A 23,065-nucleotide genomic window follows, 5' to 3' on the forward strand; every position below is an offset into this window, starting at 1 on the left:
GCCGCGACGTCCACGCCACCGGGCGCGAGTGCCGTGCAAGCGGCGAAGCCGTCGACGGCGGTCTCCCCGGAGATCGCCAGCCAGCGGCGTGCCGCCTGGACGCTGGTCATGCCGGCGACGCTGTACTTCCTCGTCTTGCTCGCGGTCCCGCTCGTCCTGACCTTCGTGCTGAGCCTGCATGGCTTCGATCCGAATTCGGGCGGCATTTTGCCGACGGTGTCGTTGCAGCATTACCTCGACATCGTCACGGACAGCTACTTCTACGAGATCTTCCTGCGAACGTTGCTGTTGTCGGTCGGCGTCACGCTGCTGTGCGTGCTCGTCGGCGTGCCCGAGGCGTATTTCCTGTTCCGCATGCGTGACCCGTGGCGCTCGCTGTGCCTGGTGCTCGTGCTCGGTCCGCTGCTGATTTCGGTCGTCGTGCGCACGCTCGGCTGGTCGATTCTGCTCGGCCGTGAAGGGCTCATCAATACGGTGCTCACGAAGCTCGGTCTCGTCGATCATCCGTTGCAGATGCTGTTCACGATGGGCGCGGTCACGGTGGCGCTGGTGCATGTGCTGGTGCCGCTGATGGTGCTCTCGGTGTGGACGTCGCTCACGCGGCTCGACCCGGCCGTGGCTCATGCCGCACGCTCGCTCGGTGCGGGGCGCGCGACGGTGATGTGGCGCGTGGTGTTGCCGCAGATCACGCCGGGCATTCTCTCCGGCAGCCTGATCGTGTTCGCCCTGACGGCAAGCGCGTTTGCCACGCCGGCACTGATCGGGGGACGTCGCCTGAAGGTCGTGGCGACCACGGCGTACGACGAATTCCTCGGCACGCTGAACTGGCCGCTGGGCGCGGCGATCGCCATCGTGCTGCTGATCGTCAACGTGCTCATCATCAGCGGTTACAACCGCGCACTCGAGAAGCGCTTTACGCGCCGTCTCGGCTGACGGGAGGCCCTCACATGTCTTCGCAAGATTCTCAGTACGATCGCAACGGCTTCGGTGCGCTCGTGTTCCATGGGGTGTTTCTCGTCTTCATCCTGGCGCCGCTGGTCGTCGTGTGTCTGGTGGCCTTCACGCCGGACAACTTCCTCTCGATTCCGACGCAGCACTTCTCGTTGCGCTGGTTCAAGTCGCTCATGGGCGACGAGGACTTCCAGTCGGCATTGCGCACCAGCCTCTGGCTGGGCGTGATGTCCGCCACGGTGTCGACGGTGCTGGCCGTGCCCACCGCGATGGGGCTCGCGCGCTATCGCTTTCCGGGGCGCGACGCGATCAACTCGTTCCTGCTCTCGCCGCTGATGATTCCGCCGGTGGTGCTGGGTATCGCCTTCCTGCGGCTGTTCACGCTGCTGGACATGGGCGGCTCGTTCGAAAGTCTGGTCGCCTGTCACGCGTTGCTCATCTTCCCGTATGCCCTGCGTCTGATCATGGCGGCGCTCGTCGGTCAGGCGGATGAAGGCGAACGTGCGGCGCGCTCGCTCGGCGCGGGGCGCTGGACGACCTTCCGCCGGATCACGCTGCCGGCGATCCTGCCGGGTGTGGCGGGCGGCTGGGTGCTGGCGTTCATCAACAGTTTCGACGAACTCACGGCGACGATCTTCGTCACGTCGCCCGAGACGATCACGCTGCCGGTGCGCATCTACATGAACATGAGCGAGACGGTAGACCCGAGCGTGGCGGCGATTTCGACGCTGCTCATCGGCCTGACGCTCGCCGTGATGCTGGTGCTCGATCGCATCTACGGATTGAACAAAGTTCTGGTTGGAAATCACTAAAACATGCAAAAGACATACGATATCGCCGTCATCGGCGGTGGCCTCGTCGGCATGGCGATTGCCTACGGGCTCGCCAAGCGCGGACAACGCGTCGTCGTTTGCGATGGCGAAGACAACTCGCTGCGCGCCGCTCGCGGCAACTTCGGGTTGGTCTGGGTGCAGGGCAAGGGAGGCACCTGCACCAACTATGCACGCTGGTCGCTGCACTCGGCGAACACCTGGCAGGGCATGGCCGACGAGCTGTTTGCGCGTACCGGTGTGGACGTCGGCTTTCAACGGCCGGGCGGCTTCAACATCGCGCAGACCGCCGAGGAGCTTGCCGTGAAGGTCGAGAGCATGCGCAAGCTCAAGGAAGCCGAGCCCGCGCTCGTCTACGAAGTGCTCGATCACGATGCACTTGCCGAACGTCTGCCGGCTATTGGTCCCGACGTGCACGGCGCGATCTATTCCCCTAACGACGGCCACGTGAGCCCGCTTTACACGTTGCGCGCGCTGTTCGCCGCGTTCGAGCAGGCGGGGGGCGAGTATGCGCCCAACGGCCGTGTGACCGACATCCGTCATCTGGGCAATGCCTTTCGCGTCAGCATGGGCGACGTGTCGTTCGAAGCCGGCCGCGTGGTGCTTGCCGCCGGGCTGGGCAATCGCGATCTCGCACCGATGGTCGGCCTCAATGCCCCCGTCAAGCCGCTGCGCGGGCAGATTCTCGTGACCGAGCGTGTCAAACCGTTCCTCGACTATCCGACCATCTATGTGCGTCAGACCGTTGAAGGCTCCGTCATGCTCGGCGACTCGGCCGAAGACGTGGGTTTTAACGATGGCGTGACGCCGGACGTGCTCGCCGACATCGCGCGGCGGGGCATTGCACCGTTCCCCATTCTCAAGAATGTGCGCGTGGTGCGCGCGTGGGGCGCGTTGCGCGTGATGACCGCCGACGGTCTGCCGATCTACGAGGAATCGGAAGCCTGTCCGGGCGCGTTCCTCGCGACCTGCCACAGCGGCGTGACGCTTGCCGCTGCGCATTGTGAAACCATCGCGCCGTGGATTCTCGGCGCCGAACGCCCCGCGCTTCTGGATCATTTCTATGCCAAACGTTTCGCTGCTTAAGTCGCTGGCGCGCAAGGATGGCGCGACGGTGCGGATGTTTATCGAAGGGACGCCGGTCGATGTGCCGACGGACATGAACGTGGCGGCCGCCTTGCTCTTCGCGGGTGTGACGGCATGTCGCACGACGCCCGTGACCGGCAGCGACCGCGCGCCGTTTTGCATGATGGGCGTGTGTTTCGACTGTCTCGTGGAGATCGACGGGGTACCGAACCGGCAGGGGTGCATGACGCCCGTGCGCGAGGGAATGCAGGTACGTCGCATGGATGGCGCAAGGAGTTTGGCATGAGCACGAAGCACGTGGATTTGTTGGTCGTCGGCGCCGGACCTGCGGGACTGGCGGCGGCGCTCGAAGCGAAGCGTCATGGACTGGAGCCGCTGGTCGTCGATGAAAACGCGCTGCCCGGCGGTCAGATTTACCGCAGCGTGAGCCGCTCGCCGCTCGCCGATCCGGGCGTGCTCGGGCCGGATTATCTGCGCGGACGCGCGCTCGTCGACGCGTTCACCGAAGCGAACATCGCCTACTGGCCGCAAACGCTCGCCTGGCAGATCGGCACGGACAAGCGCGTCTCGGTCACGCGCCAGAGTGCGGGCGGCGGCACGCTGCAAATCGAAGCGGGCGCGATCGTGCTCGCGAGCGGCGCACAGGAGCGTCCGTTCCCGATTCCGGGATGGACGTTGCCCGGCGTGATGGGGGTCGGGGCGGCGCAGACGTTGCTCAAGGCCTCGGCGCTGGTGCCGGATACCCCGGCCGTGCTGGCGGGCTGCGGCCCGTTGCTCTACCTGTTCGCGTGGCAGCTCATCAATGCCGGCGTGCCGGTGCGGGCGATTCTCGACACGGCCGAGGCGAGCGCGCGCCGCGAAGCGCTGCGTCACGCAGGTGGCGCCTTGCGCGCGCCGTCCTATCTGCTCAAGGGCTTCAAGTTGCTGAGCGCGATTCGCGCGGCAGGCGTACAGCACGTCAAGCAGGTGTCGTCGTTGCGCGTGCTCGGCAAGACGCAGGCAGAAGCCATCGAATATGTCGTGGACGGCAAGACGCAACGCATCGATACGGCCCTGGTGTTGCTGCATCAGGGCGTGATTCCCAATACGCAGGTCACGCGCTCGATCGGTTGCGATCACGAGTGGGACGAGGCACAGCTGTGCTGGCGTCCGAAAACCGATCGCTGGGGCGAGACCAGTGTGCCGGGCATCTTTGTCGCAGGCGACGGCGCGGGCATCGGCGGGGCATTGGCGGCTGAGCCGTCCGGGCGTCTCGCCGCCGCGCAGGCCGCCGTGAAGCTGGGCAGGCTCGATGCCGCCAAGCGCGACTCGCGGGCGTTGTCGCTGCGTCGCGAACTGGCCTCGCACACGTCGATCCGTCCGTTCCTCGACGCGCTGTATCGGCCGGCCGATGGCTTTCGCGCGCCGGCTGACGACAGCACCATCGTGTGCCGCTGCGAAGAGGTCACGGCAGGCGACGTGCGCCGCATGGCCGGACTGGGGTGCGTCGGACCGAACCAGACGAAGACCTTCTCGCGCTGCGGCATGGGCCCGTGTCAGGGCCGGTTCTGCGGCATGACCGTGGCCGAACTGCTGGCGCAGGCGCAGGGCTGCCCGGTGCCGGAAGTCGGCTACTACCGCATCCGTCCGCCGATCAAGCCGGTCACGCTGGGTGAGCTGGCGTCGGCGATCGAAGCGCCCGAATTCCTGAGTGAACGCGCAGGTTTCCCCAAGTAGGTGAGACGGCAAACGCCTTTCATCTACTCTTTTTATTCCTTTTGGAGACGTGGTAATGAGCGATATTCAACGTCATCACACGAATGCACGGATGAGCCGTGTGGTGGTGCATAACGGAACGGTCTACATCGGTGGCCAGACCGCCGACGACCGTAGTCAGGACATCACGGGTCAGACGCAGCAGGTGCTGGCGAAGATCGACGGCTATCTGAAGGACGCCGGTATCGACAAGTCGCGACTGTTGTCCGCACAGGTGTGGCTCAAGAATATCGAGTCGGACTTTGCCGGGATGAACGCCGTGTGGGACGCCTGGACGAGCCCGGGCAACACCCCGACGCGCGCGACGGTCGAGTCGAAGCTGGCCGCGCCGGACCTGCTCGTCGAAATCGCCGTGATCGCTGCGGCGAAATAACAGGTACGGCATCGGCAGTACGAAAGACCCTGGGCCCGCAGATCATCTGCGGGCCTTTTTCATCGGGCGCAGCCGCATCGTGGCGCGATCACCGCCGGAACTCGGTGAAACGGTCAACGCACTGGTGAATTTAATGCTTCCAATGAGCGTCGCGATGTTCGGCTGGAAGTCAGCGAGCGCAGGCATAATGCGCGAGCCGGCACATTATCGGCAGCAAGTCGGCACATTTATCTCATTTTTCGAGCGAATTCGGCACGAACTACCGTGTATCCGCCGAAAGCTCAGGCGACATGACGGATCCATCGACAGACCAGCCCACGCGTACTCAGGCCCAGAAGGCGCGAGACTTCTCGCGCCATGTGCTGGGGCTGCGCAGTCTGGGATGTGTCCTGAGCGCTATCGCGGTATTCACGGCCATCCAGCGGGCCGGGGCGTCGCACGTCGGCTATGGGATCTGGGCGCTCAACGCGTTTCTCTGGCCTGCGTTCGCCCACGTCATCGCCATGGCGTCGCCCGATCCGGTCAAGGCCGAGCGGCGCAATCTGCTGTGCGATTCGGCCTTCGGCGGCGGCTGGGTGGTCGCCATGCAGTTCAGCGGTGTGCCATCCGCCGTGCTGGTGTCGGTGCTGCTCATGCACAACGCGTCCATTGGCGGGTACCGGATGTTGCGCGACGGCCTTCTGGCACTGATCGTCGGTGCGCTCCTGACCGGCACCGTGCTGGGCTTTACGGTGCAGACCCGCATTGAGCTCCGGGAGTTGGTGGCGAGCCTGCCGCTGCTGCTGATCTACCCGACGCTCGTTGGACTTGCGAGTTTTCGTCTGGCGAAGCGCTTGTCGAAAAGCGAGCGCACGCTGCGCCGCATCAGCGATCAGGACGATCTGACGTCGCTGCTCAATCGCCGATCCTGGATGCGAGCGCTCACGAACTGCTTTGCGGACAAGCGACTGGGACGCACGGGCACCGCGAGCATCGCGCTGATCGATATCGATGGTTTCAAGGAAATCAACGACCTGCACGGCCATCTTCAGGGCGACTCGCTGATCCGGATTCTGTCGGATGTCCTCTCGACCGAACTGGGCAGTCATGACGTCATCGGTCGATATGGCGGTGACGAATTCTGCGTACTGTTCGACGGGCAATCCGCCGAAAAGGCACGCCGCAAGCTGGAGAAGGTCTGTGCCGTGTTTTCGGATGCGACACAAGGGCTCGACGCGTCACGCAATGTGACGCTGAGCGTCGGGGTGGCGAATTACACAGTGAATCTTGTGTCGCCGACGTCGTGGCTGGCCATGGCCGATCACGCGTTGTACACCGCCAAGCGCTCGGGGAAAGACCGGATCGTCATTGCCGATATCGACGGTGGTTTCGAAGGCGTGGTGCTCCGCTGACAGCGGTGCCGTGCCGGGACACCGCGATTGACCCCGTCAAGCGGGGAGCAGGACGACGGCATACCGACGCCGCCCGTCGCCCATCTGCGTGTTCACCTGAGTGCAACTTTCGAATCCGGTCGTGGCGCTTTTGATTGACGGATCACGAGTCGCAGTGATTCGGAAGTTTCTGTAACTCTTGTCGCGTGTTCTTCCGCATCATGAAGCCTCGCCCCGTGGGGGCCTTTCTTCAAAGGAGGCATGGAATGACTGCGACACGTGTGGACTACCAGCGCTGGATCTCGCTCAGGCAGCGGGTGCCCGCAAACGAGTACCCGGTGCATCCGATTCCCGAGAAACTACCGCGACGCGGCTACGTCGTCTGGTTCTACTTTCGGAACGAGTTCTTCGGTTCGCAGTACGACCCAAAGTTAAATATCTATGTGAGCGATCACGTCAAGAATCCGTGGGAAGCGGCCTTTCTCGAAACGAAGACCGAGGCGCTGGACATCGCGCGACGCATGATTTGTCCCTGTCTGGTGCTGTTTGCCGCCGGCCCGCTCGGCCCGGTGACTGCTGTGGCCTGAGGGTTGAGGCCCCATTCGTCGTCGATGATGCTGAATCGCACCGAATTGCGCTTGCGGCCATCCGGCATGATGCGTTCGTGCCGGACAATGCCTTCCTGTTTCGCGCCGATGCGCAAAATCGCGGCGCGCGATTTCTCGTTGAGCTCATCCGTCGTGAATTGCACGCGCACGCAACGCATCGTCTCGAACGCATAGGTCAGCAGCAAGGACTTGGCTTCGGTGTTGATGCTCGAGCGCTGTGCCGACGCACTGACCCATGTGTGCCCGATTTCCTGCTTACGGTTCACCAGGTCCACTTTCCAGAAGCGGGTGTGGCCGACGACCTTGCCGGTGGCCGTGGAGACGATGACGAAGGGGATGACGGTGCCGTCGTCGCGGCCTTTCAACGCCTTGTCGATGTAGGCGTCGACGGTGTCGGTGTTCGGCACGACCGTCACTTTCAGATTCCAGAGTTCGCCATCTGCCGCCGCTGCGACGAGGTCCGGCGCGTGATGCCGTTCGAGGGGACGGAGTTCGACGCTGCTGCCGAGCAGCGTGGGCCGGAAATCGACGGCCGGGGAGGCAAGGGTGGACATGGGTCGTGCGGTTGGGGTGAGAAGGCCTACATGCCGAATTCGCGCAGGCCTTCGAGATCGAGAATCGTCAACACCCCGTAGTCTACCTTCACCAGCCCGGCCTGCTCCAGCACCTTGAGCGCGAGGTTCACACGTTGCCGCGACACGCCGGCGAGATAGCTCAGCTCCTCCTGCGAAATCTGTACGGTGTTGTCGTCCGACGGATAAAGGTTCGGATTGAACATGGACGACAGCGAGCGTGCCACGCGGGCATCCGTATCGAGCAGGCGTTCGTGTTCGACCGCCGCAATGAACTGTCCCAATCGCTCGTTGAGTTGCAGCGTGAGAAAGCGATTGAACGGGATGCTGGTGTCGAGCAGCCAGTCGAACGTTGCGATCGGCATATGCGCGAGAACCGAATCGCGCAACGCCATGACGTCGTATTTGCGAATCTCGTGCTTGAGCACGGACCCTTCGCCGAACCATGCCCCGGCCGGCACGCCGGTAAAGGTCACGGACTTGCCGCTCGCCGAGGCCGTCGTAATCTTCACGAGCCCTTCGATCACGCCGAACCAGGCGTGCGTCGGGTCGCCCTTGCGGCACACGTAACCGCCGTTTTCGACCGGGCGCACCTGGATTTCCGCCATCACGCGCGCGCGTTGTTCCGGTGTCAGTCCTTGCGCCCACACGCTGCGCTGCAACAAGCTTTCGAGCGACATATAGGGACTTTCCCTTGATTGTCATCCTGGTGACAAACCCGCCGTGAGCCATGCGGTATCTTGGCCCTGCCTGGTAAGCGAGACAAGCATTCACGGTGCTCTGAAATGGCGCCGAAACACAAGTATAGAAGCTGAAATTTACCCGGCATATCGGTAGTCGCCGTAGTCGCTTGTTGATGGCATATGCTTTATTGCTGTACGCGCTGTATGGCATTCCAAATCAAAAAATAGCGTCGGACGAAGACGCTGCGAGCCACAAGTCGCGTGCCGCAAGCACGCGAGCCGACCGAGCCACGCCACTCCCCCTCGACTGACGTCGAAATGTGGCGAGACACAGGAGACTGGCATGCAGGAGCGGACTACCTTCCCGCGATTGTTGCTGGCGCATGCCGCGACACGGGGCGCCCGCACGGCGTATCGGGAAAAGGATCTCGGGATCTGGCAAAGCTGGAGCTGGCAGGAGGCTGCGCAGGAAGTGCGCATGCTCGCCTGTGCGCTCGCGGCTGCCGGGTTCAAACGGGGTGACAATCTGGCCATCGTCGGTAACAACCGCGTACGACTGTACTGGGCGATGACGGCCGCGCAGGCGCTCGGCGGTGTCGCCGTGCCGTTGTATCAGGACGCCGTTGCCGCAGAAATGGCGCACGTGCTCGAAGACGCGGAGATCGACTTCGTCGTCGTCGAAGATCAGGAGCAGGTCGACAAGATGCTGGAGCTGCGCGAGCAGGTGTCGCGGCTGTCGCACATCATCTTCGAAGACCCGCGCGGTCTGCGCAATTACCACGCCGCCGGCTTGCAGTCTTACGATGCCGCCCTGGAGCAGGGGCGCACGTTCGACGCGAAGCATCCGCGGTACTTCGACGACGCCGTCGCCGGTGTGGACCCCGACGATACGGCCACCATCCTCTACACCTCGGGCACGACGGGCAAGCCCAAAGGCGTGTGCCACTCTCACGCGGGGCTGATCGGCGCGGCGTATCACGGCAGCACCTTCGACCGGCTCGGCCCGGGCGACGAAGTGCTGTCCTATCTGCCGATGGCCTGGGTCGGCGACCACCTCTTTTCCTACGCACAGGCGCTCGTGGCGGGCTTTACCGTGAACTGCCCCGAATCGCCCGACACGATTTCGACGGATATGCGCGAAATCGGCCCGACCTACTACTTCGCGCCGCCGCGTGTGTACGAAAACGTGCTCACGCAGGTCATGATCCGCATGGAGGACGCGAGTCGTATCAAGCGCAAGATGTTCGCGCATTTTATGAACGTGGCGAACCGCTGTGGCGCCGCCGTGCTCGACGGCCGCCCCGTGCCGGTGTTCGACCGGCTGCAATATGCGCTCGGGAATCTGTTCGTGTACGGCCCGCTGCGCAACACGCTCGGCATGAGCCGCATCCGCACGGCGTACACCGCAGGCGAAGCCATTGGCCCTGACCTGTTCCGTTTCTATCGCGCCATCGGCATCAACCTGAAGCAGTTCTACGGGCAGACCGAGACGTGTGCTTACGTCTGCCTGCAACCGGATCGTCAGGTGCGCTTCGACAGCGTGGGGCCGGTTGCGCCGGGCATGGAGATCAAGATTGCCGAGAACGGCGAGGTGCTCGTGCGCGGTGTCGGGTTGCTCAAGGAGTATTACAAGCGCCCGGACGCCACGCGCGAAGCGCTCGACGAAGCGGGCTACTTCCGCACGGGCGACGCCGGCATCATTGACGCCGACGGGCATCTGCGCATCATCGACCGCGCCAAGGACGTCGGCAAACTCGCCTGCGGATCGCTGTTCGCGCCCAAGTACATCGAGAACAAGCTCAAGTTCTTCTCGTATATCAAGGAAGCGGTGGCGTTTGGCGATGGCCGCGACGGTGTCTGCGCGTTCATCAACATCGACATGGATGCGGTCGGCAACTGGGCCGAGCGGCAGAACCTCGCCTATGCCGGCTACCTCGATCTCGCCAGCAACCCGCTCGTGGCGGATCTGATCCTCGGTTGCATCGAGCAAGTCAATGCTGATCTCGCGAAGGAATCGGCCTTCGCCGCCGCGCAGATTCAGCGCTTCGTGATTCTGCACAAGGAACTGGACCCGGACGACGACGAGCTCACGCGCACGCGCAAAGTGCGGCGCGCGTATATCGCACAGAAGTATGACGTGCTGATCGACGCGTTCTACACGGGTAAGGCCTCGCAGTTCATCGAGACGCCGGTGAAATTCGAAGACGGACGCGAGGGCAGCGTAAGCGCCACGCTGACGATTCATCCGGCGCGCGTGGTCGGGGTGCGAGCCCCGGTCGACGACCCTGCGCCTGCGACATTGCGCTGTGCGGCCTGAGATGCCCGGATTCACGACACTCGTGCGCGTCGTGAACCCCAGGCCGCAGCGTTTGCGCCGACCCCGCACTGACTTCAGCCCGGCATTGCCGCAGGAGACGGTATGAGTGAGCCCCGCAAGACTGGCGACGTTTTACTCGATTTGCAGCACATCAGCTTGTCGTTCGGCGGCGTGAAGGCGTTGACGGACATTTCGTTCAACGTGATGGCGCACGAGATCCGCGCGATCATCGGCCCCAACGGCGCTGGCAAGAGTTCGATGCTTAACGTCATCAACGGCGTCTATCACCCGCAGCAGGGGACGATCGTCTTTCGCGGCGAGGTTCGTCAGCGCATGCATCCCACGGCTGCCGCGCGGCAGGGGGTAGCGCGCACGTTCCAGAACATTGCGTTGTTCAAGGGCATGTCCGTGCTCGACAACATCATGACGGGACGCAACACCCGCATGCGCGCCGGGCTGCTCGCCAGCGCGATCTGGTGGGGCAAGGCGCGCCAGGAGGAAATGGCCAATCGCGCGAAGGTCGAAGCGATCATCGACTTCCTCGAAATCCAGCACATCCGCAAGACGCCGGTCGGCCGGTTGCCGTATGGCCTGCAAAAGCGCGTCGAACTCGCGCGCGCACTGGCTGCCGAGCCCGAGCTGCTGCTGCTCGACGAGCCCATGGCCGGCATGAACCTCGAAGAGAAGCGCGACATGTGCCGCTTCATCCTGGAAGTGAACGAGGAGTTCGGTACGACGATCGTGCTGATCGAGCACGACATGGGGGTGGTGATGGACATCTCCGATCGCGTGGTGGTGCTCGACTACGGCAAGAAGATCGGCGACGGCACACCGGCTCAAGTGCGCACCGACCCCGAGGTCATTCGCGCGTATCTCGGCGCGTCGCATGGCATGCCGGCGGCAGCCTGACGGTAGACCGCTGCCGACGCATAGGTAACCTGGAGACATCGATGCAGTTCTTTTTCGAAATCCTGATCGGCGGTCTGCTCTCGGGCGTGATGTATTCGCTCGTGGCGCTGGGCTTCGTGCTGATCTTCAAGGCGTCCGGGGTCTTCAACTTCGCGCAGGGCGCGATGGTGTATTTCGCGGCGTTGTCGGTCGTCGGTCTCATGGAGCGCGGCCTGCCGCTGTGGGCGGCCGCCATCGGGGCGTTCGTCGTCATGGTGCTCATGAGCATGGCCACGGAACGCTTCGTGTTGCGCAAGCTCGTGAACCAGTCGCCCATCACGCTGTTCATGGCGACGATCGGCCTGTCGTTCTTCCTCGAAGGCCTCGCGCCGCTGCTGTGGGGCAACGAGGTGCGTCCGCTGTCGCTGGGCATCGTGGACGAGCCCATCGCTTCGATCATGGACTCGACCGGCGTGCTGGTGAGCAGCTTCGACCTCGCGGCCGCCGGTATCGCCGCCGTGCTGGTCGCGCTGCTGGCGTTGTTCTTCAAGGCGACGAGCATCGGCCGCGCGTTGCGCGCGGTGGCCGACGACCATCAGGCGGCGCTCTCGCTGGGCATTCCGTTGCAGCGCATTTGGGTCGTCGTGTGGAGCGTGTCGGGCTTCGTCGCGCTGGTGGCCGGCATGCTGTGGGGGTCGCGTAACGGCGTGCAGTTTGCGCTCACGATGACGGCGCTCAAGGCGCTGCCCGTGCTGATTCTCGGCGGCTTCACGTCGATTCCGGGCGCCATTGTAGGCGGGCTGATCATCGGCGCCGCGGAGAAGCTCGCGGAAATTTACGTGCCGCAGTTGTTGCAAGCCCAGTTCGGTGGAAATTTCGGCGGCATCGAGGGCTGGTTCCCGTACGTGTTCGCGTTGCTGTTCCTGCTGGTACGCCCGGAAGGGCTGTTCGGCGAGCGGCACATTGACCGCGTCTGAGCGGTGAGCGATCCATCCGGAATGTCCGCGTAAGCATTCATTGCAGAGGCCACACATGTTCTATCGCGAAGCTGGGCAGTTCAAGACGTCTTACGTTGCCGACAGCCAGATTTTCCCGATCCGGCAGGACCGCTTCGCCGTGAGCGCCTTGCTCGTGGTGGCGTTCGGGGTGCTGCCATGGATTGCCTCCGAATACTGGCTCACCGCCATCCTCGTGCCGTTTCTCGTATTCTCGCTCGCCGCGCTTGGCCTGAATCTGCTGACGGGCTACGCGGGGCAGTTGTCGCTCGGCACGGCGGCATTCATGGCCGTGGGCGCTTACGCGTCATACAACTTCCAGTTGCGCATCGAGGGCATGCCGATTCTGGCGTCGTTCGCGTTGGGCGGCGTGTGTGCCGCGCTCGTCGGCATTGCGTTCGGGCTGCCGTCCTTGCGCATCAAGGGCTTCTATCTGGCGGTGGCGACGCTGGCCGCGCAGTTCTTCGTGCTGTGGGTGCTGACGAAATTTCCCTGGCTGTCGAACAACAGTTCGTCGGGCGTGATCACGGCGCAGAAGATCTCCGTGTTTGGCGTGGACGTCGACACGCCCGTGCGCAAGTACCTGTTCGTGCTGGGCGTGGTGACGGTCATGGCGCTGATCGCCAAGAACCTCGTGCGCTCGCATATCGGTCGCGCCTGGATGGCCGTGCGCGACATGGACGTCGCTGCCGAAGTGATCGGCATTCCGCTCATGCGCGTGAAGCTGCTCGCGTTCGCGGTAAGTTCCTTTTACTGCGGCGTGGCCGGCGCACTGTACGCGTACTGCTATCTCGGCTCCGTCGAGCCGGACGGGTTCTCGCTCGACCTGTCGTTCCGCATTCTGTTCATGATCATCATCGGTGGCGTGGGCAGCATTCTCGGCAGCTTTCTGGGCGCGGCGTTCATTCTGTTGCTGCCGATCCTGCTCGACAGCACCTTGCCGACCATCGCCACTTTCCTGCATCTGCCGTTCACCAACGCCACGGTTTCACACATCCAGATGATGGTGTTCGGCGGTCTCATCATCTTCTTTCTGATTGTCGAGCCGCATGGGCTGGCGCGGCTGTGGCAGATCGCCAAGGAGAAGCTTCGCATCTGGCCCTTCCCGCATTGAGGTTCGCCAAGCCGGCACGTATTCACGTATTGCCGGTGCAAGTTCGGTCACACACAAAACCACAGATGGAGACACAGCATGAACACGAAACAGTTGACGACATCGTTGGGCCTGGCGCTGGCGCTCGGCACAGGGGCGATGGGAGTGGCAGGGACGTCGTTCGCGCAGTCGAACGAGCAGTTCATCGCGCTGGCGGACTATCGCGTCGGTCCGTATGGCGCCAACGGCCAGTCGTTCTATGGCGGGTTCATCGACTATCTTCAATACGTCAACCTCAAGAACGGCGGGGTGAACGGCGTCAAGCTCACATGGGAAGAGTGCGAGACCGAGTACAACAACGCCAAGGGCGTGGAGTGCTATGAGCGTCTCAAGGGCAAGAACCCCGTGACGAAAGGCACCGCCTATCACGTGATGGCGACGGGCATTTCGTACGCGCTGATCGACAAGACGGCCACCGATCAGGTGCCGCTCGTGATGATGGGCTACGGGCGCACCGACGCCGTAGATGGCAGCGTGTTCCCGTGGGCGTTCCCGCTGGTGACGACGTACCAGATGCAGGCGTCGGCCATCATCAAGTTCCTCGCCGACAAGAACGGCGGATCGCTCAATGGCAAGAAGATCGTGTTCCTGTACCACGACTCGGCGTACGGCAAGGAGCCGATCGTCGCCATGCAGGCCGAATCGAAGATTCACAAGTTCAACCTGATCGAGATTCCGGTGGCACACCCGGGTAACGAGCAGGGCGCGCAGTGGCTGCGGATTCGTCAGGAGAACCCCGACTACGTGGTGTTCTGGGGGTGGGGGGTGATGAACCAGACGGCGCTCAAGGCGGCCCAGAAGGTCGGCTATCCGCGCGAGAAGATCGTCGGTAGCTGGTGGGCGGGATCGGAGGAAGACACGATCCCGGCGGGGCCTGCGGCCAAAGGCTACATGAGCGCGACGTGGAACGTGGCGGGCAAGCAGGTGCCGCTCATCGCCGACATCGAAAAGGTCGTGTACGGCGCGGGCAAGGGGAATATGCAGGACCCGTCGAAAGTCGGTTCGGTCCTGTACAACCGTGGCGTGTCGGCGGCCGTGGCGACGGTCGAGGCGCTCAACACCGCACAGAACAAGTTCGGTAAAGGCAAGGTTTCCACGCCGGTGCAGGTGCGCTGGGCGCTTGAGAACCTGAACATCGACGCTGCCCGTCTCAAGGCGCTCGGCGCGACGGGCCTGCTGCCGGACATCAAGACGAGCTGCGAAGACCACGAAGGCTCGGGCAAGGTGCGCATTCAGCAGTGGGACGGCGCCAAGTGGGTGATGGTGTCCGACTGGATCGAGGGCAATCGTCGTCTGATCCACCCGTTGTTCGAAGCGTCGGCCAAGCAATACGCCAAGGAAAAGGGCATGACGCCGGCGTGCTTCAAGGGGTAAGGACGGGTAGAGGCTCAGGTAAGGCCCCTCGCCGACGCCGCATGGCGGCACGCAGCACGGGCGAGGGGCGCATCGAGACATCGGACGATCCGGCGGGGGGACGCCACCGCCCACCGGTCCCGGCAGCAACGATTGCGGAGTCACGCATGGAAGCGAGTTTGCGCGTCAATAACATCGAAGTCATTTACGACCACGTCATTCTGGTGCTCAAGGGCGTGTCGCTGATCGTGCCGGAGGGCAAGATCGTGGCGCTGCTCGGCGCCAACGGCGCGGGCAAGAGTACGACGCTCAAGGCCATCTCGAACCTGCTGCATGCCGAGCGGGGCGAAGTGACGAAGGGGACGATCGACTATCGCGGCGAGCGAGTCGAGAAGCTCACCCCGAACGGGCTCGTCAAGCGCGGTGTGATCCAGGTAATGGAGGGGCGCCACTGCTTCGGCCATCTGACCATCGAAGAGAATCTGCTGACCGGCAGCTACGTGCGGCACGCGTCGCGCAGTGCGCAGCAGAACGCGCTGGAGCGCATCTACGCCTATTTCCCGCGGCTGAAGACGCGCCGCAAGTCGCAGGCCGGTTATACGTCGGGCGGCGAGCAGCAGATGTGTGCGATCGGGCGCGCCATGATGGCGCAGCCGTCGATGATTCTGCTCGACGAGCCGTCGATGGGGCTGGCGCCGCAGATCGTTGAAGAGATCTTCACGATCGTGCGAGATCTGAACCAGCGCGAGAACGTCAGTTTCCTGCTGGCCGAACAGAACACCATGGCCGCCCTGCGTTATGCCGACTATGGCTACATCCTCGAGAACGGTCGCGTCGTGATGGACGGCGATGCCGACGTGCTGCGCGATAACGAGGACGTCAAGGAGTTCTATCTCGGCATCGCCAAGGACGGCGCGAGCAGCGCGGGCAGTTTCCGTAACGTCAAGAGCTACCGGCGTCGCAAGCGTTGGATCGCCTGAGCGGATAGACAACGGATAGACAAACGAACCCGAACGCACCCGGAAGAACGCCGGCATGTCCAGACGCTGCCAGGGGCATGGCCATGCGCGGGTCCCTGAATCCTGATCGCCTCATCGTGGATATGAACCAATACTTCGATACGCTGGAAACGCGTGCGCCGGCGCTTCGCGAGCAGACGCTGCTCGCCGCGCTGCCCGGGCAGGTGGCCCACGCCCGCACGCATGCGGCCTACTTTGCCGAGACGCTGGGCGACGTCGATGCGAGCCAGATCGGTTCGCGCGACGCACTGGCCGGCCTGCCCGTCACGCGCAAATCGGATCTGTCGGCCTTCCAGCAGCGGCACCCGCCGTTGGGCGGTCTGAACGCGACGCCGGTCAGCGGGCTGGCTCACGTCTATCAATCGCCCGGCCCGATCTATGAGCCGGACGGGCGCGGCAGCGACTGGTGGCGCTTCGCGCGGGCGATGTTCGCCGCCGGATTACGCGCGGGCGATCTCGTCTACAACACGTATTCGTATCACTTCACCCCGGCGGGCATGATGATCGAGACGGGGGCAACGCGTCTGGGCTGCTGCGTGTTCCCGGCGGGTGTCGGGCAGACGGAGCTGCAACTGGAAGCGATTCGTCATCTACGGCCGGTGGCGTACGCCGGGACGCCATCGTTCCTGAAGATTCTTATCGAGAAGAGCGAGGCGGCCGGCGCGGACATCAGCAGCATCCGGCGCGCGACGTTATCCGGCGAGGCGCTGCCGCCGTCGTTGCGCGAGTGGTTCAACGGGCGGGGGATTACGGCGCGCCAGTTGTACGGCACGGCGGATCTCGGATTGATCGCGTTCGAGAGCGACGCGCAGGCGGGGCTGATCGTCGACGAGAACGTGCTCGTCGAACTGGTGGAGCCGGGCGGCACGAAGCCGGTGGCGGACGGTGAAGTCGGCGAGGTCGTGGTGACGAACTTCAATCCGGACTATCCGTTGATCCGGTTCGCGACTGGCGACCTGTCGGCGATCGAGGCGGGCATCAGTCCGTGCGGGCGGACGAACGTGCGCCTGAAGGGCTGGCTGGGGCGCGCCGATCAGACCGTCAAGGTGCGGGGCATGTTCGTGCATCCGGGGCAGATCGGCGAGATCGGCAAGCGCTATCCGGAGCTGGTCCGCGTGCGTCTGCGGGTGGAAGGGCGTGTCGGTGACGACCGGATGCGTCTGCTCTGCGAGACCACCGATACGCCGCCGGAAGGGCTCGCCGCGCGGGTTCAGGAGACGTTCCGCGACGTGACGCGCTTGCGCGGCGAAGTCGACTTCGTCGCCGCAGGCTCGCTGCCGGCGGACGGAAAGCTGGTGGAGGATGCGCGGGCTTACGACTGATTGACACCGAACGACACTGACGTCTTTCATCAACAAGGCGCGCAAGGGGTAAGCCTCTGCGCGCCTTTGCATTTTCGGGCGGCGTGGCACTAACGCCGCGCCGCTTCGATCACAACTTTGCGAGGGTTGCCGACGCTGGCTTGCCGACGGGCGCGTCCGCTGGCACGGTCTTGCGATGCGTCGACCCGGCCAGCAGGATACCGAGTGCGGCGAGTATCGCGGGAAGGGCGAGCAGCGAGAACAGCCCCGCGTTGCTCCAGCCGGCGGCCAGCAGAATGGCGCCGCCGAACGATCCCGCGACTGCGCCGATTCGGCCGATGCCGAGCGCCCATGCCACGCCCGTCGCCCGGTTGGAGGTCGGGTAATAGGCCGAGGCGATGACGTTCGCACAGACCTGCGAGCCGCTGACGCAGAAGCCCGTCACGAAGATGCCGATGGCCAGCCAGGTGGCGCTGCCCGCGACCGCCAGCGAGGCCAGCGAAATGGCGCCCAGCACGTACGCCGCCGCCACCACCTTGTATGGATGGAACCGGTCGATCAGCACGCCGAGCACAATCGCCCCCAGCACGCCGCCGCCTTGCAGCAAACCCGCAAACATCGACGCCTGCTTGAGCGTGAGCCCGCTACGCTGGGCGAGAATCGGCAGCCAGTTGATGAGCAGATACAGCAGCAACAGGCTCATGAAGAACGCCAGCCAGAGCAACAACGTGCCGCGTCGGTAATCGCGATGAAACAGTTGCGCCACGGGCGAAGACGGCAGGCGGTCGTCGGTGGCGACGAAATGCAGACCGGCGTGCATGCGTCCAGGCGCGACGCGCGAGAGAATCGCTGCGATCCGGGCCTGCGTCCCACCGCGAATCGCGAGAAAGCGCACCGATTCCGGCAACGTGAACCAAAGCACGGGCACGAGCGCGAGGGGCAGCAGCCCGCCGAGCGCGAGCAGGCCGCGCCAGCCGATGCCGGCCACCAGATACGCCGTGACCACGCCGCCGAGCGCCGAGCCGAGCGAGAAACCGCAGAACATGAGCGTGAGCAGCGTGCCGCGACGCCGTTCGGGGCTGAATTCCGAGGTGAGGGTGATGGCGTTGGGCATTGCACCGCCGAGGCCCAGTCCCGTCAGAAAGCGCATGGCGATCAGCCATTCGACGTTGGGCGCCAGCGCCGCGCCCACGCTCGCGGCCCCGAAGCCCGCCACGGACAGGATCAGCACCAGGCGGCGTCCGATGCGGTCGGCCGCCGGGCCGCTACAGAACGCCCCGACCATCAGGCCCAGCAACCCGGCGCTGAACAGCGGCCCGAGCGAGACCATCGACAACTGCCACTCGCTTCGGATGTGTGGCGCGATGAAGCCGATGATGGCGATGTCGAAACCGTCGAGCGCGACGATCAGAAAGCACATCGCGCTGATCATGATCTGAAAGCGAGAGACGGGGCTCGCGTTGATGAAGTCCCGCACGTCGACGGGCGAGGATCTGCTGGTCGGCTGTTCCATGAAAGTCTCCTGTCTGTGTTTTTTGCTTTGTCGTGGGCTTGTGGCGGCAACCGCCGCTATGCGGCGTGCCCGTGGAGTGAGGTGGCGCCGTTCGCTTCCACCTGCGCGATGAACGCTGGATCGCGCTCGCGCAGGTCCTCGTGCGTCACACGGCCGGTGCGCAGCATGTAGTCGTAGGCGAAGCTCACCGGGTCGAGGTGCATGCGTCGATCGACCGATTCGTACCAGTCGAGGCTTCGCCGGGCGGCATCCTGAAAGCGATCCGACGCGCTGCGGCGGCTCTGCTCGAACGCCGCGAAGGCCGCCGGTACGTCGTTGCGATTGGCGCAGATCGCCTCGAACAGCGCGATGGCGTCCTGCATCGCCATGCGGGTGCCGGAGCCGAGCGAGAAGTGCACGCTACGCAGCGCATCGCCGAGCAGCACGACATTGCCGTGCGACCAGCGGGCATTGCTGACCACGCGTGCCTGAAACCAGTGGGAGCGGTTCGTCAGCAACGGGTGACCGCCCAGCTCTTGCGCGAAGATCTGCTCGCACAAGGCGCGGCTTTCGTCCTCGGTCGCGGTGTCGAGACCGCAGCGCGCCCACGTCTCGGGATCGACCTCGACGAGGAACGTCGAGCGCTCCGGGCTGTATTGGTAGGCGTGCGCCATGAATACGCCGTGCGGCGTTTCGCGAAAAATCAGCGACACCGGATGGAACAACTGCGAGGTGCCGTACCACGCGAACTTGTTGCGGCGTTCGTCGAAGCTCGGTGAGAAGTGCTCGGCCATGCGTGTGCGCACTTCGCTGTTCACGCCGTCGGCCGCGATGACGACATCGGCGTCAGGGAGTTGTGCGGGGTCCGTGACGTGGCTCTGATAACGCACGTCGACACCGGCGTCTTCACACGCCTGTTGCAGCACGCGCAGCATGTCGATACGAGAGGTGCGAGAGAAATGGTTGTTGCTCAGGCGTACCGGCACGCCCTGATGCACGATTTCCATGTGGTCGCAGCGGGTGTGGTGCGCGGTGAACTTTCGGAAGAAGGCTTCGTCCGCTTCCTTCAGAAACGCGAGCGCGATGTCGGAGAAGACAACGCCCCAGCCATAGGTCGCGTTCGCCGCATTGCGTTCATGGACGACGATTTCGTCTTCCGGATGACGCTGCTTCATGAGCAGCGAGAAATACAGGCCGGCGGGCCCGCCACCGATGACGGCGATTTTCATGAGAGTCTCCTCAAAGGGGGATGCAGATCGATGGAGCGGGGCTCAGGCGACTTGCACGCGTCGGGATGCGTCGGTGTCGGCCAGCAGCGCGCCCGCATTCGGCACGACCGGTGCCAGCCCCAGGTGATCGAGCATCTGGCGCACCGTGCTCACGGCCGTCGACGTGACGGGCAGTCCGATACGGTCCTGTGCGATCTGGATGGCGGGCAGCGAGGGCATTTGCACGCAGGCCGAGAGCACCACGGCGTCGGCGTTCGCGGTGTTGAGTCGTTTCACGTCGTTGAGCAACTGCATCGGATCGCGTTGCCCGACGGCGAGGTTGTCGGGAATTTCGAACGACAGGGCGTCGAGGACTTCGATGCCTTCATGCTCGATGTACTCGACCACGGCTTGCGTGAGCGGCTTCATGTAGGGCGCCATGAGCGCGATCTTGCGGGCGCCGAGCGTCTTCAGCCCGGCGACGAGCGCGCCTGCCGAGGTCATGACGGCGGCGTCGCAATGGTTCTCCCGGGCCACTTGCGCCAGGTCCGCTTCGACCTGACGGTGATAGCCCGGCCGCATGGCCATGATGGCGACGAGGCAGGCCGTGCTCATCACGTCGACACGCGCGTCGGCCAGTTCAGCTGCGCAGCGCAGACCCTGACGATTCATGGCCTCCAGTTCCTCTTTCACCACGCGGTGCATGCGCATCCGGCTTGCGTGGAACGTGAAGCGCTCCGGCAGCATTTGCTCGCGTGCGCGCAGCATCGCGGGAATTTCGGTTTCCATCGTGGTGTTCGAGCTGGGCACGATCTGGCCGATGCGGAAAGGGCGTTGCGTCATGTCGGGTCTCCGGCGAATGTCGGGAAAGTGGGGGCGGATGCCGCGACGCCAGGGGCGCTGGCGGCGCAGTCGGTCCGGTATCGTTTGAGCGCCGTGCGCAGCACGGGCGGCATTTCAATGGACTCGCGCGCGCCCCGCTGGATGCAGATCGGCGTGAGCTTCGCGATGAACGCGACATCGCCTTCGGCTTTGCGCGCGGTCATCTGCAAGGTGAAGGTTCTCGTGCGGATGTCGGCGACCTCGACCGTGACGTCGAAGACATCGTCGGGCCACAGGGAGCGGCGGAAATCGAAGTCAAGTGCGCGCGTGGGCGTGCCGAAGCCATGCCGGTTCTTGACGGCTTGGGGCGTGCCGCCGAACAGCGAGCCGTAGAACAGTTCGGCAATCGAGATGACGTAGTCAGAGAAGGTCGCGGTATAGACCACGCCAGCCGGATCGCACTCACCCCATCGCACCTGTCGGCGCACCACGAACGGTTGCTCGCTCACGACGTATTCGGTGCTGATCATGCGCCCTCCTTGGCCGGTTGGCCGGCGCTCTCGTGCGGGGATGTCTCAGCCGCGATCCGGGCGGCAATGGCTGCGCGCAGCGACGCCTTGTCGACCTTGCCGACACGCGTGACCGGGAACTCGTCGACGATTTCGATGCGCTCGGGGCACTTGAACTTCGCCAATCCGTGGCCGACGAGAAATTCGACGAGTTCGCCGACCGTCGGCGCCCGCTGCCCGGGGCGGAGAATGAGATAGACGCAGCCACGCTCGCCGTAGACCGGGTCCGGCATGGCGACCAGCTTGGCGTCCGCAACGGCGGGGTGATGGCTGACGAACGCCTCGACCTCCTCGCACCCGATCTTCTCGCCGCCACGATTGATGTTGTCGCGAAGGCGTCCCTCGAAGGCAAAGCAGCGCACGCCGTCGACGATCCGCTCCGTCACCATGTCGCCGGTGCGCACGAATCCGTCGGGCGTGAGCGTCTGCGACGTGGCTTCGGGGGCGTTGAAGTAACCGCGTAGGCTCGACGGGCCGCGAAAGCAAAGCTCGCCCGGCGTGCCCGGGGCGACGGCGGTGTCGCTGCCGGGAAACAGCACGCGGATCTCGTCGTCCTCACAGCCGGAATGCCCTTGCGTGTGGTGCCGAAGGTTCGCCGGGAGGCGTGCGCCCGCGCCCATGAGCAACCCTTCGGTCGTGCCGTAGAGGTTGAAGCACGGCACGCCCAGATGCGCTTCGAGCGAGTCGGCACGGCTCATCGTGCCGAAGAGTTGCAGTGAGGACAGGTCGTGTCGGGCGACATCCTTGTACGCGATCATCTGCGGCGCGACCGGGCCGATCGACAGCCCGTGCGTGACGCGATGGGTCTCGATCAGCGTGAGCATGCGGGCGATGTCGACGCGCGGCATCAGTACGGTCGTCATGCCCGTGACGACGGTCGAGACGAGCACGTAAAGCTGACCGGCGTTGTGCAGCAACGGCAGCGACCAGATCATGCGGCTGTGCTCCGTCATGCCGATGTGCTGCATCCACGCGAGTGAGTGGCCGATGTACTCGGCATGAAAGCGCGGAATGATCTTGGGAACACCGGTCGTGCCGCCGGAAAGCTGAAAGCTCAGCACGTCTTCGCTGCCGATCGTCACACCCGCCAGTACCGCGCGGGCTTGCTCGATCGGCATGGCGTCGATCAGCCGGTCGATGGCGCAATATCCGGCGACGCCTGCGTGCCCCGTCGTGCCACGGGCGACGAGCAAATGCCGCAGCGAAGCATGGCGATCCATCATCTGACGGGCGAATCCGACGAGATCGAATGCCGAGAAATCGGCCTGCACGAAGTAAGCGCGCGCGTCCGATTGAGACGCCAACTGGCCGATCTCGACTTCCCGGTACTGCGGCACTGCGCATACCGGGACGACACCCGCTTTGTACGCGCCCATCAGGGCGACGACGGTGTCGACGGTCGTTCCCATCTGAAAGATCGCGCGATCGCCGGGGCGCAAGCCCAGTTCGAGCAGGGCCGCGCCGAGCCGTTCGCTGCGATCATCCAGCTCGGCAAAGGTGAGGGTGGCTTCGTCGCTGAGGTAGGCCGGGCGTTCGGGCACGCGCGCGGCGGTGGCGCGCAAGGCGTCGCCGAGCGTGGTGTCGCGCCATGCGTTCGACGCGAAGTACCGTCGCGCCAGATCCGGCGGACAGTAGGTGACGCCGTCGATAGGGTGATAGATACCGCTCATGTTGTCTCCTGCACCACGGTTTTCATTGTGTTGTGACGTGTTGACGGTGC

The 23,065-nt window shown here is 64.3% G+C and carries 20 protein-coding genes and 1 pseudogene; 14 read left to right on the forward strand and 7 right to left on the reverse strand.

Going from position 1 to position 23,065, the window contains the following annotated elements; all coding sequences use genetic code 11:
• The first annotated feature begins 108 nt into the window (after positions 1-108).
• From C5N93_RS17340 to C5N93_RS17370, 7 genes are all read left to right on the forward strand, one after another.
• Positions 109-933, forward strand: coding sequence for an ABC transporter permease (locus C5N93_RS17340; protein ID WP_242560440.1), 825 nt, complete (start codon positions 109-111; stop codon positions 931-933).
• A 14-nt stretch (positions 934-947) separates the two neighbouring features.
• Positions 948-1,763, forward strand: a complete 816-nt coding sequence (locus tag C5N93_RS17345) for an ABC transporter permease (RefSeq protein WP_069341289.1) — start codon at positions 948-950, stop codon at positions 1,761-1,763.
• A 3-nt stretch (positions 1,764-1,766) separates the two neighbouring features.
• On the forward strand, positions 1,767-2,867 hold the full coding sequence (locus tag C5N93_RS17350; RefSeq protein WP_069341288.1) for an FAD-dependent oxidoreductase: 1,101 nt from the start codon (positions 1,767-1,769) through the stop codon (positions 2,865-2,867).
• A complete protein-coding gene (locus C5N93_RS17355; protein ID WP_069341287.1) occupies positions 2,845-3,153 on the forward strand; it encodes a (2Fe-2S)-binding protein in 309 nt (102 codons plus the stop codon). Before C5N93_RS17350 ends, C5N93_RS17355 begins: the two co-directional genes overlap by 23 nt.
• On the forward strand, positions 3,150-4,583 hold the full coding sequence (locus tag C5N93_RS17360; protein WP_242560263.1) for an NAD(P)/FAD-dependent oxidoreductase: 1,434 nt from the start codon (positions 3,150-3,152) through the stop codon (positions 4,581-4,583). Before C5N93_RS17355 ends, C5N93_RS17360 begins: the two co-directional genes overlap by 4 nt.
• 55 nt (positions 4,584-4,638) lie before the next feature.
• Complete coding sequence (locus C5N93_RS17365) at positions 4,639-4,995, forward strand: RidA family protein (RefSeq protein ID WP_069341285.1); 357 nt, start codon at positions 4,639-4,641, stop codon at positions 4,993-4,995.
• A gap of 290 nt (positions 4,996-5,285) precedes the next feature.
• Positions 5,286-6,386 (forward strand): diguanylate cyclase, encoded by a 1,101-nt coding sequence (locus tag C5N93_RS17370; RefSeq protein ID WP_150722961.1) that lies wholly within the window; start codon positions 5,286-5,288, stop codon positions 6,384-6,386.
• Positions 6,387-6,963: 577 nt separating this feature from the next.
• Here the strand turns inward: C5N93_RS17370 and C5N93_RS17375 are convergent.
• Positions 6,964-7,527 (reverse strand): annotated as a pseudogene (locus C5N93_RS17375) (GNAT family protein); the annotation flags it as partial.
• A gap of 26 nt (positions 7,528-7,553) precedes the next feature.
• The gene (locus C5N93_RS17380) at positions 7,554-8,225 is read right to left on the reverse strand and encodes a Crp/Fnr family transcriptional regulator (RefSeq protein ID WP_069341281.1); all 672 of its coding nucleotides are present in this window, start codon (positions 8,223-8,225) and stop codon (positions 7,554-7,556) included.
• A gap of 346 nt (positions 8,226-8,571) precedes the next feature.
• Between C5N93_RS17380 and C5N93_RS17385 the strand changes: the two genes are divergently transcribed.
• From C5N93_RS17385 to C5N93_RS17415, 7 genes are all read left to right on the forward strand, one after another.
• A complete protein-coding gene (locus C5N93_RS17385) occupies positions 8,572-10,545 on the forward strand; it encodes an AMP-binding protein (RefSeq protein ID WP_242560264.1) in 1,974 nt (657 codons plus the stop codon).
• 102 nt (positions 10,546-10,647) lie between these two features.
• The gene (locus C5N93_RS17390; RefSeq protein WP_150722964.1) at positions 10,648-11,454 is read left to right on the forward strand and encodes an ABC transporter ATP-binding protein; all 807 of its coding nucleotides are present in this window, start codon (positions 10,648-10,650) and stop codon (positions 11,452-11,454) included.
• 41 nt (positions 11,455-11,495) lie between these two features.
• Positions 11,496-12,410 (forward strand): branched-chain amino acid ABC transporter permease, encoded by a 915-nt coding sequence (locus C5N93_RS17395; protein WP_242560265.1) that lies wholly within the window; start codon positions 11,496-11,498, stop codon positions 12,408-12,410.
• A 55-nt stretch (positions 12,411-12,465) separates the two neighbouring features.
• Positions 12,466-13,542, forward strand: a complete 1,077-nt coding sequence (locus C5N93_RS17400; protein WP_242560266.1) for a branched-chain amino acid ABC transporter permease — start codon at positions 12,466-12,468, stop codon at positions 13,540-13,542.
• Between the two features lie 138 nt (positions 13,543-13,680).
• On the forward strand, positions 13,681-14,955 hold the full coding sequence (locus C5N93_RS17405) for an ABC transporter substrate-binding protein (protein WP_242560441.1): 1,275 nt from the start codon (positions 13,681-13,683) through the stop codon (positions 14,953-14,955).
• Positions 14,956-15,101: 146 nt separating this feature from the next.
• Positions 15,102-15,914, forward strand: coding sequence for an ABC transporter ATP-binding protein (locus tag C5N93_RS17410; RefSeq protein ID WP_242560267.1), 813 nt, complete (start codon positions 15,102-15,104; stop codon positions 15,912-15,914).
• 122 nt (positions 15,915-16,036) lie between these two features.
• Positions 16,037-17,275 carry an AMP-binding protein gene (locus C5N93_RS17415; RefSeq protein WP_242560442.1) on the forward strand — a complete coding sequence of 413 codons (1,239 nt, stop codon included), beginning with the start codon at positions 16,037-16,039 and terminating at the stop codon, positions 17,273-17,275.
• A gap of 109 nt (positions 17,276-17,384) precedes the next feature.
• Here C5N93_RS17415 and C5N93_RS17420 read toward each other — a convergent pair whose 3' ends face one another.
• The 5 genes from C5N93_RS17420 to C5N93_RS17440 are packed head-to-tail and all read right to left on the reverse strand — an operon-like array spanning position 17,385 to position 23,015.
• Positions 17,385-18,767 (reverse strand): MFS transporter, encoded by a 1,383-nt coding sequence (locus tag C5N93_RS17420; protein WP_242560268.1) that lies wholly within the window; start codon positions 18,765-18,767, stop codon positions 17,385-17,387.
• A gap of 56 nt (positions 18,768-18,823) precedes the next feature.
• A complete protein-coding gene (locus C5N93_RS17425; protein ID WP_242560269.1) occupies positions 18,824-19,975 on the reverse strand; it encodes an FAD-dependent monooxygenase in 1,152 nt (383 codons plus the stop codon).
• A gap of 42 nt (positions 19,976-20,017) precedes the next feature.
• A complete protein-coding gene (locus C5N93_RS17430) occupies positions 20,018-20,797 on the reverse strand; it encodes an Asp/Glu racemase (RefSeq protein ID WP_242560270.1) in 780 nt (259 codons plus the stop codon).
• The gene (locus C5N93_RS17435) at positions 20,794-21,306 is read right to left on the reverse strand and encodes an acyl-CoA thioesterase (RefSeq protein WP_242560271.1); all 513 of its coding nucleotides are present in this window, start codon (positions 21,304-21,306) and stop codon (positions 20,794-20,796) included. Before C5N93_RS17435 ends, C5N93_RS17430 begins: the two co-directional genes overlap by 4 nt.
• Complete coding sequence (locus C5N93_RS17440; protein ID WP_242560272.1) at positions 21,303-23,015, reverse strand: AMP-binding protein; 1,713 nt, start codon at positions 23,013-23,015, stop codon at positions 21,303-21,305. The genes C5N93_RS17435 and C5N93_RS17440 overlap by 4 nt, the downstream gene beginning before the upstream one ends.
• Between the last annotated feature and the right edge of the window lie 50 nt (positions 23,016-23,065).

This window comes from Pandoraea sp. LA3 (assembly GCF_022696215.1).
GTDB classification, from domain to species: Bacteria; Pseudomonadota; Gammaproteobacteria; order Burkholderiales; family Burkholderiaceae; genus Pandoraea; species Pandoraea capi.

Excerpts from the sequence above, each read along its gene's own strand:
- C5N93_RS17420 (WP_242560268.1), bottom strand. The coding sequence starts at position 18,767 with ATGGAACAGCCGACCAGCAGATCCTCGCCCGTCGACGTGCGGGACTTC.
- C5N93_RS17410 (WP_242560267.1), top strand. The coding sequence starts at position 15,102 with ATGGAAGCGAGTTTGCGCGTCAATAACATCGAAGTCATTTACGACCAC.
- C5N93_RS17360 (WP_242560263.1), top strand. The coding sequence starts at position 3,150 with ATGAGCACGAAGCACGTGGATTTGTTGGTCGTCGGCGCCGGACCTGCG.
- C5N93_RS17440 (WP_242560272.1), bottom strand. The coding sequence starts at position 23,015 with ATGAGCGGTATCTATCACCCTATCGACGGCGTCACCTACTGTCCGCCG.
- C5N93_RS17365 (WP_069341285.1), top strand. The coding sequence starts at position 4,639 with ATGAGCGATATTCAACGTCATCACACGAATGCACGGATGAGCCGTGTG.
- C5N93_RS17430 (WP_242560270.1), bottom strand. The coding sequence starts at position 20,797 with ATGACGCAACGCCCTTTCCGCATCGGCCAGATCGTGCCCAGCTCGAAC.
- C5N93_RS17390 (WP_150722964.1), top strand. The coding sequence starts at position 10,648 with ATGAGTGAGCCCCGCAAGACTGGCGACGTTTTACTCGATTTGCAGCAC.
- C5N93_RS17435 (WP_242560271.1), bottom strand. The coding sequence starts at position 21,306 with ATGATCAGCACCGAATACGTCGTGAGCGAGCAACCGTTCGTGGTGCGC.
- C5N93_RS17355 (WP_069341287.1), top strand. The coding sequence starts at position 2,845 with ATGCCAAACGTTTCGCTGCTTAAGTCGCTGGCGCGCAAGGATGGCGCG.
- C5N93_RS17370 (WP_150722961.1), top strand. The coding sequence starts at position 5,286 with ATGACGGATCCATCGACAGACCAGCCCACGCGTACTCAGGCCCAGAAG.
- C5N93_RS17350 (WP_069341288.1), top strand. The coding sequence starts at position 1,767 with ATGCAAAAGACATACGATATCGCCGTCATCGGCGGTGGCCTCGTCGGC.
- C5N93_RS17425 (WP_242560269.1), bottom strand. The coding sequence starts at position 19,975 with ATGAAAATCGCCGTCATCGGTGGCGGGCCCGCCGGCCTGTATTTCTCG.
- C5N93_RS17385 (WP_242560264.1), top strand. The coding sequence starts at position 8,572 with ATGCAGGAGCGGACTACCTTCCCGCGATTGTTGCTGGCGCATGCCGCG.
- C5N93_RS17415 (WP_242560442.1), top strand. The coding sequence starts at position 16,037 with ATGAACCAATACTTCGATACGCTGGAAACGCGTGCGCCGGCGCTTCGC.
- C5N93_RS17340 (WP_242560440.1), top strand. The coding sequence starts at position 109 with ATGCCGGCGACGCTGTACTTCCTCGTCTTGCTCGCGGTCCCGCTCGTC.
- C5N93_RS17395 (WP_242560265.1), top strand. The coding sequence starts at position 11,496 with ATGCAGTTCTTTTTCGAAATCCTGATCGGCGGTCTGCTCTCGGGCGTG.
- C5N93_RS17400 (WP_242560266.1), top strand. The coding sequence starts at position 12,466 with ATGTTCTATCGCGAAGCTGGGCAGTTCAAGACGTCTTACGTTGCCGAC.
- C5N93_RS17345 (WP_069341289.1), top strand. The coding sequence starts at position 948 with ATGTCTTCGCAAGATTCTCAGTACGATCGCAACGGCTTCGGTGCGCTC.
- C5N93_RS17405 (WP_242560441.1), top strand. The coding sequence starts at position 13,681 with ATGGGAGTGGCAGGGACGTCGTTCGCGCAGTCGAACGAGCAGTTCATC.
- C5N93_RS17380 (WP_069341281.1), bottom strand. The coding sequence starts at position 8,225 with ATGTCGCTCGAAAGCTTGTTGCAGCGCAGCGTGTGGGCGCAAGGACTG.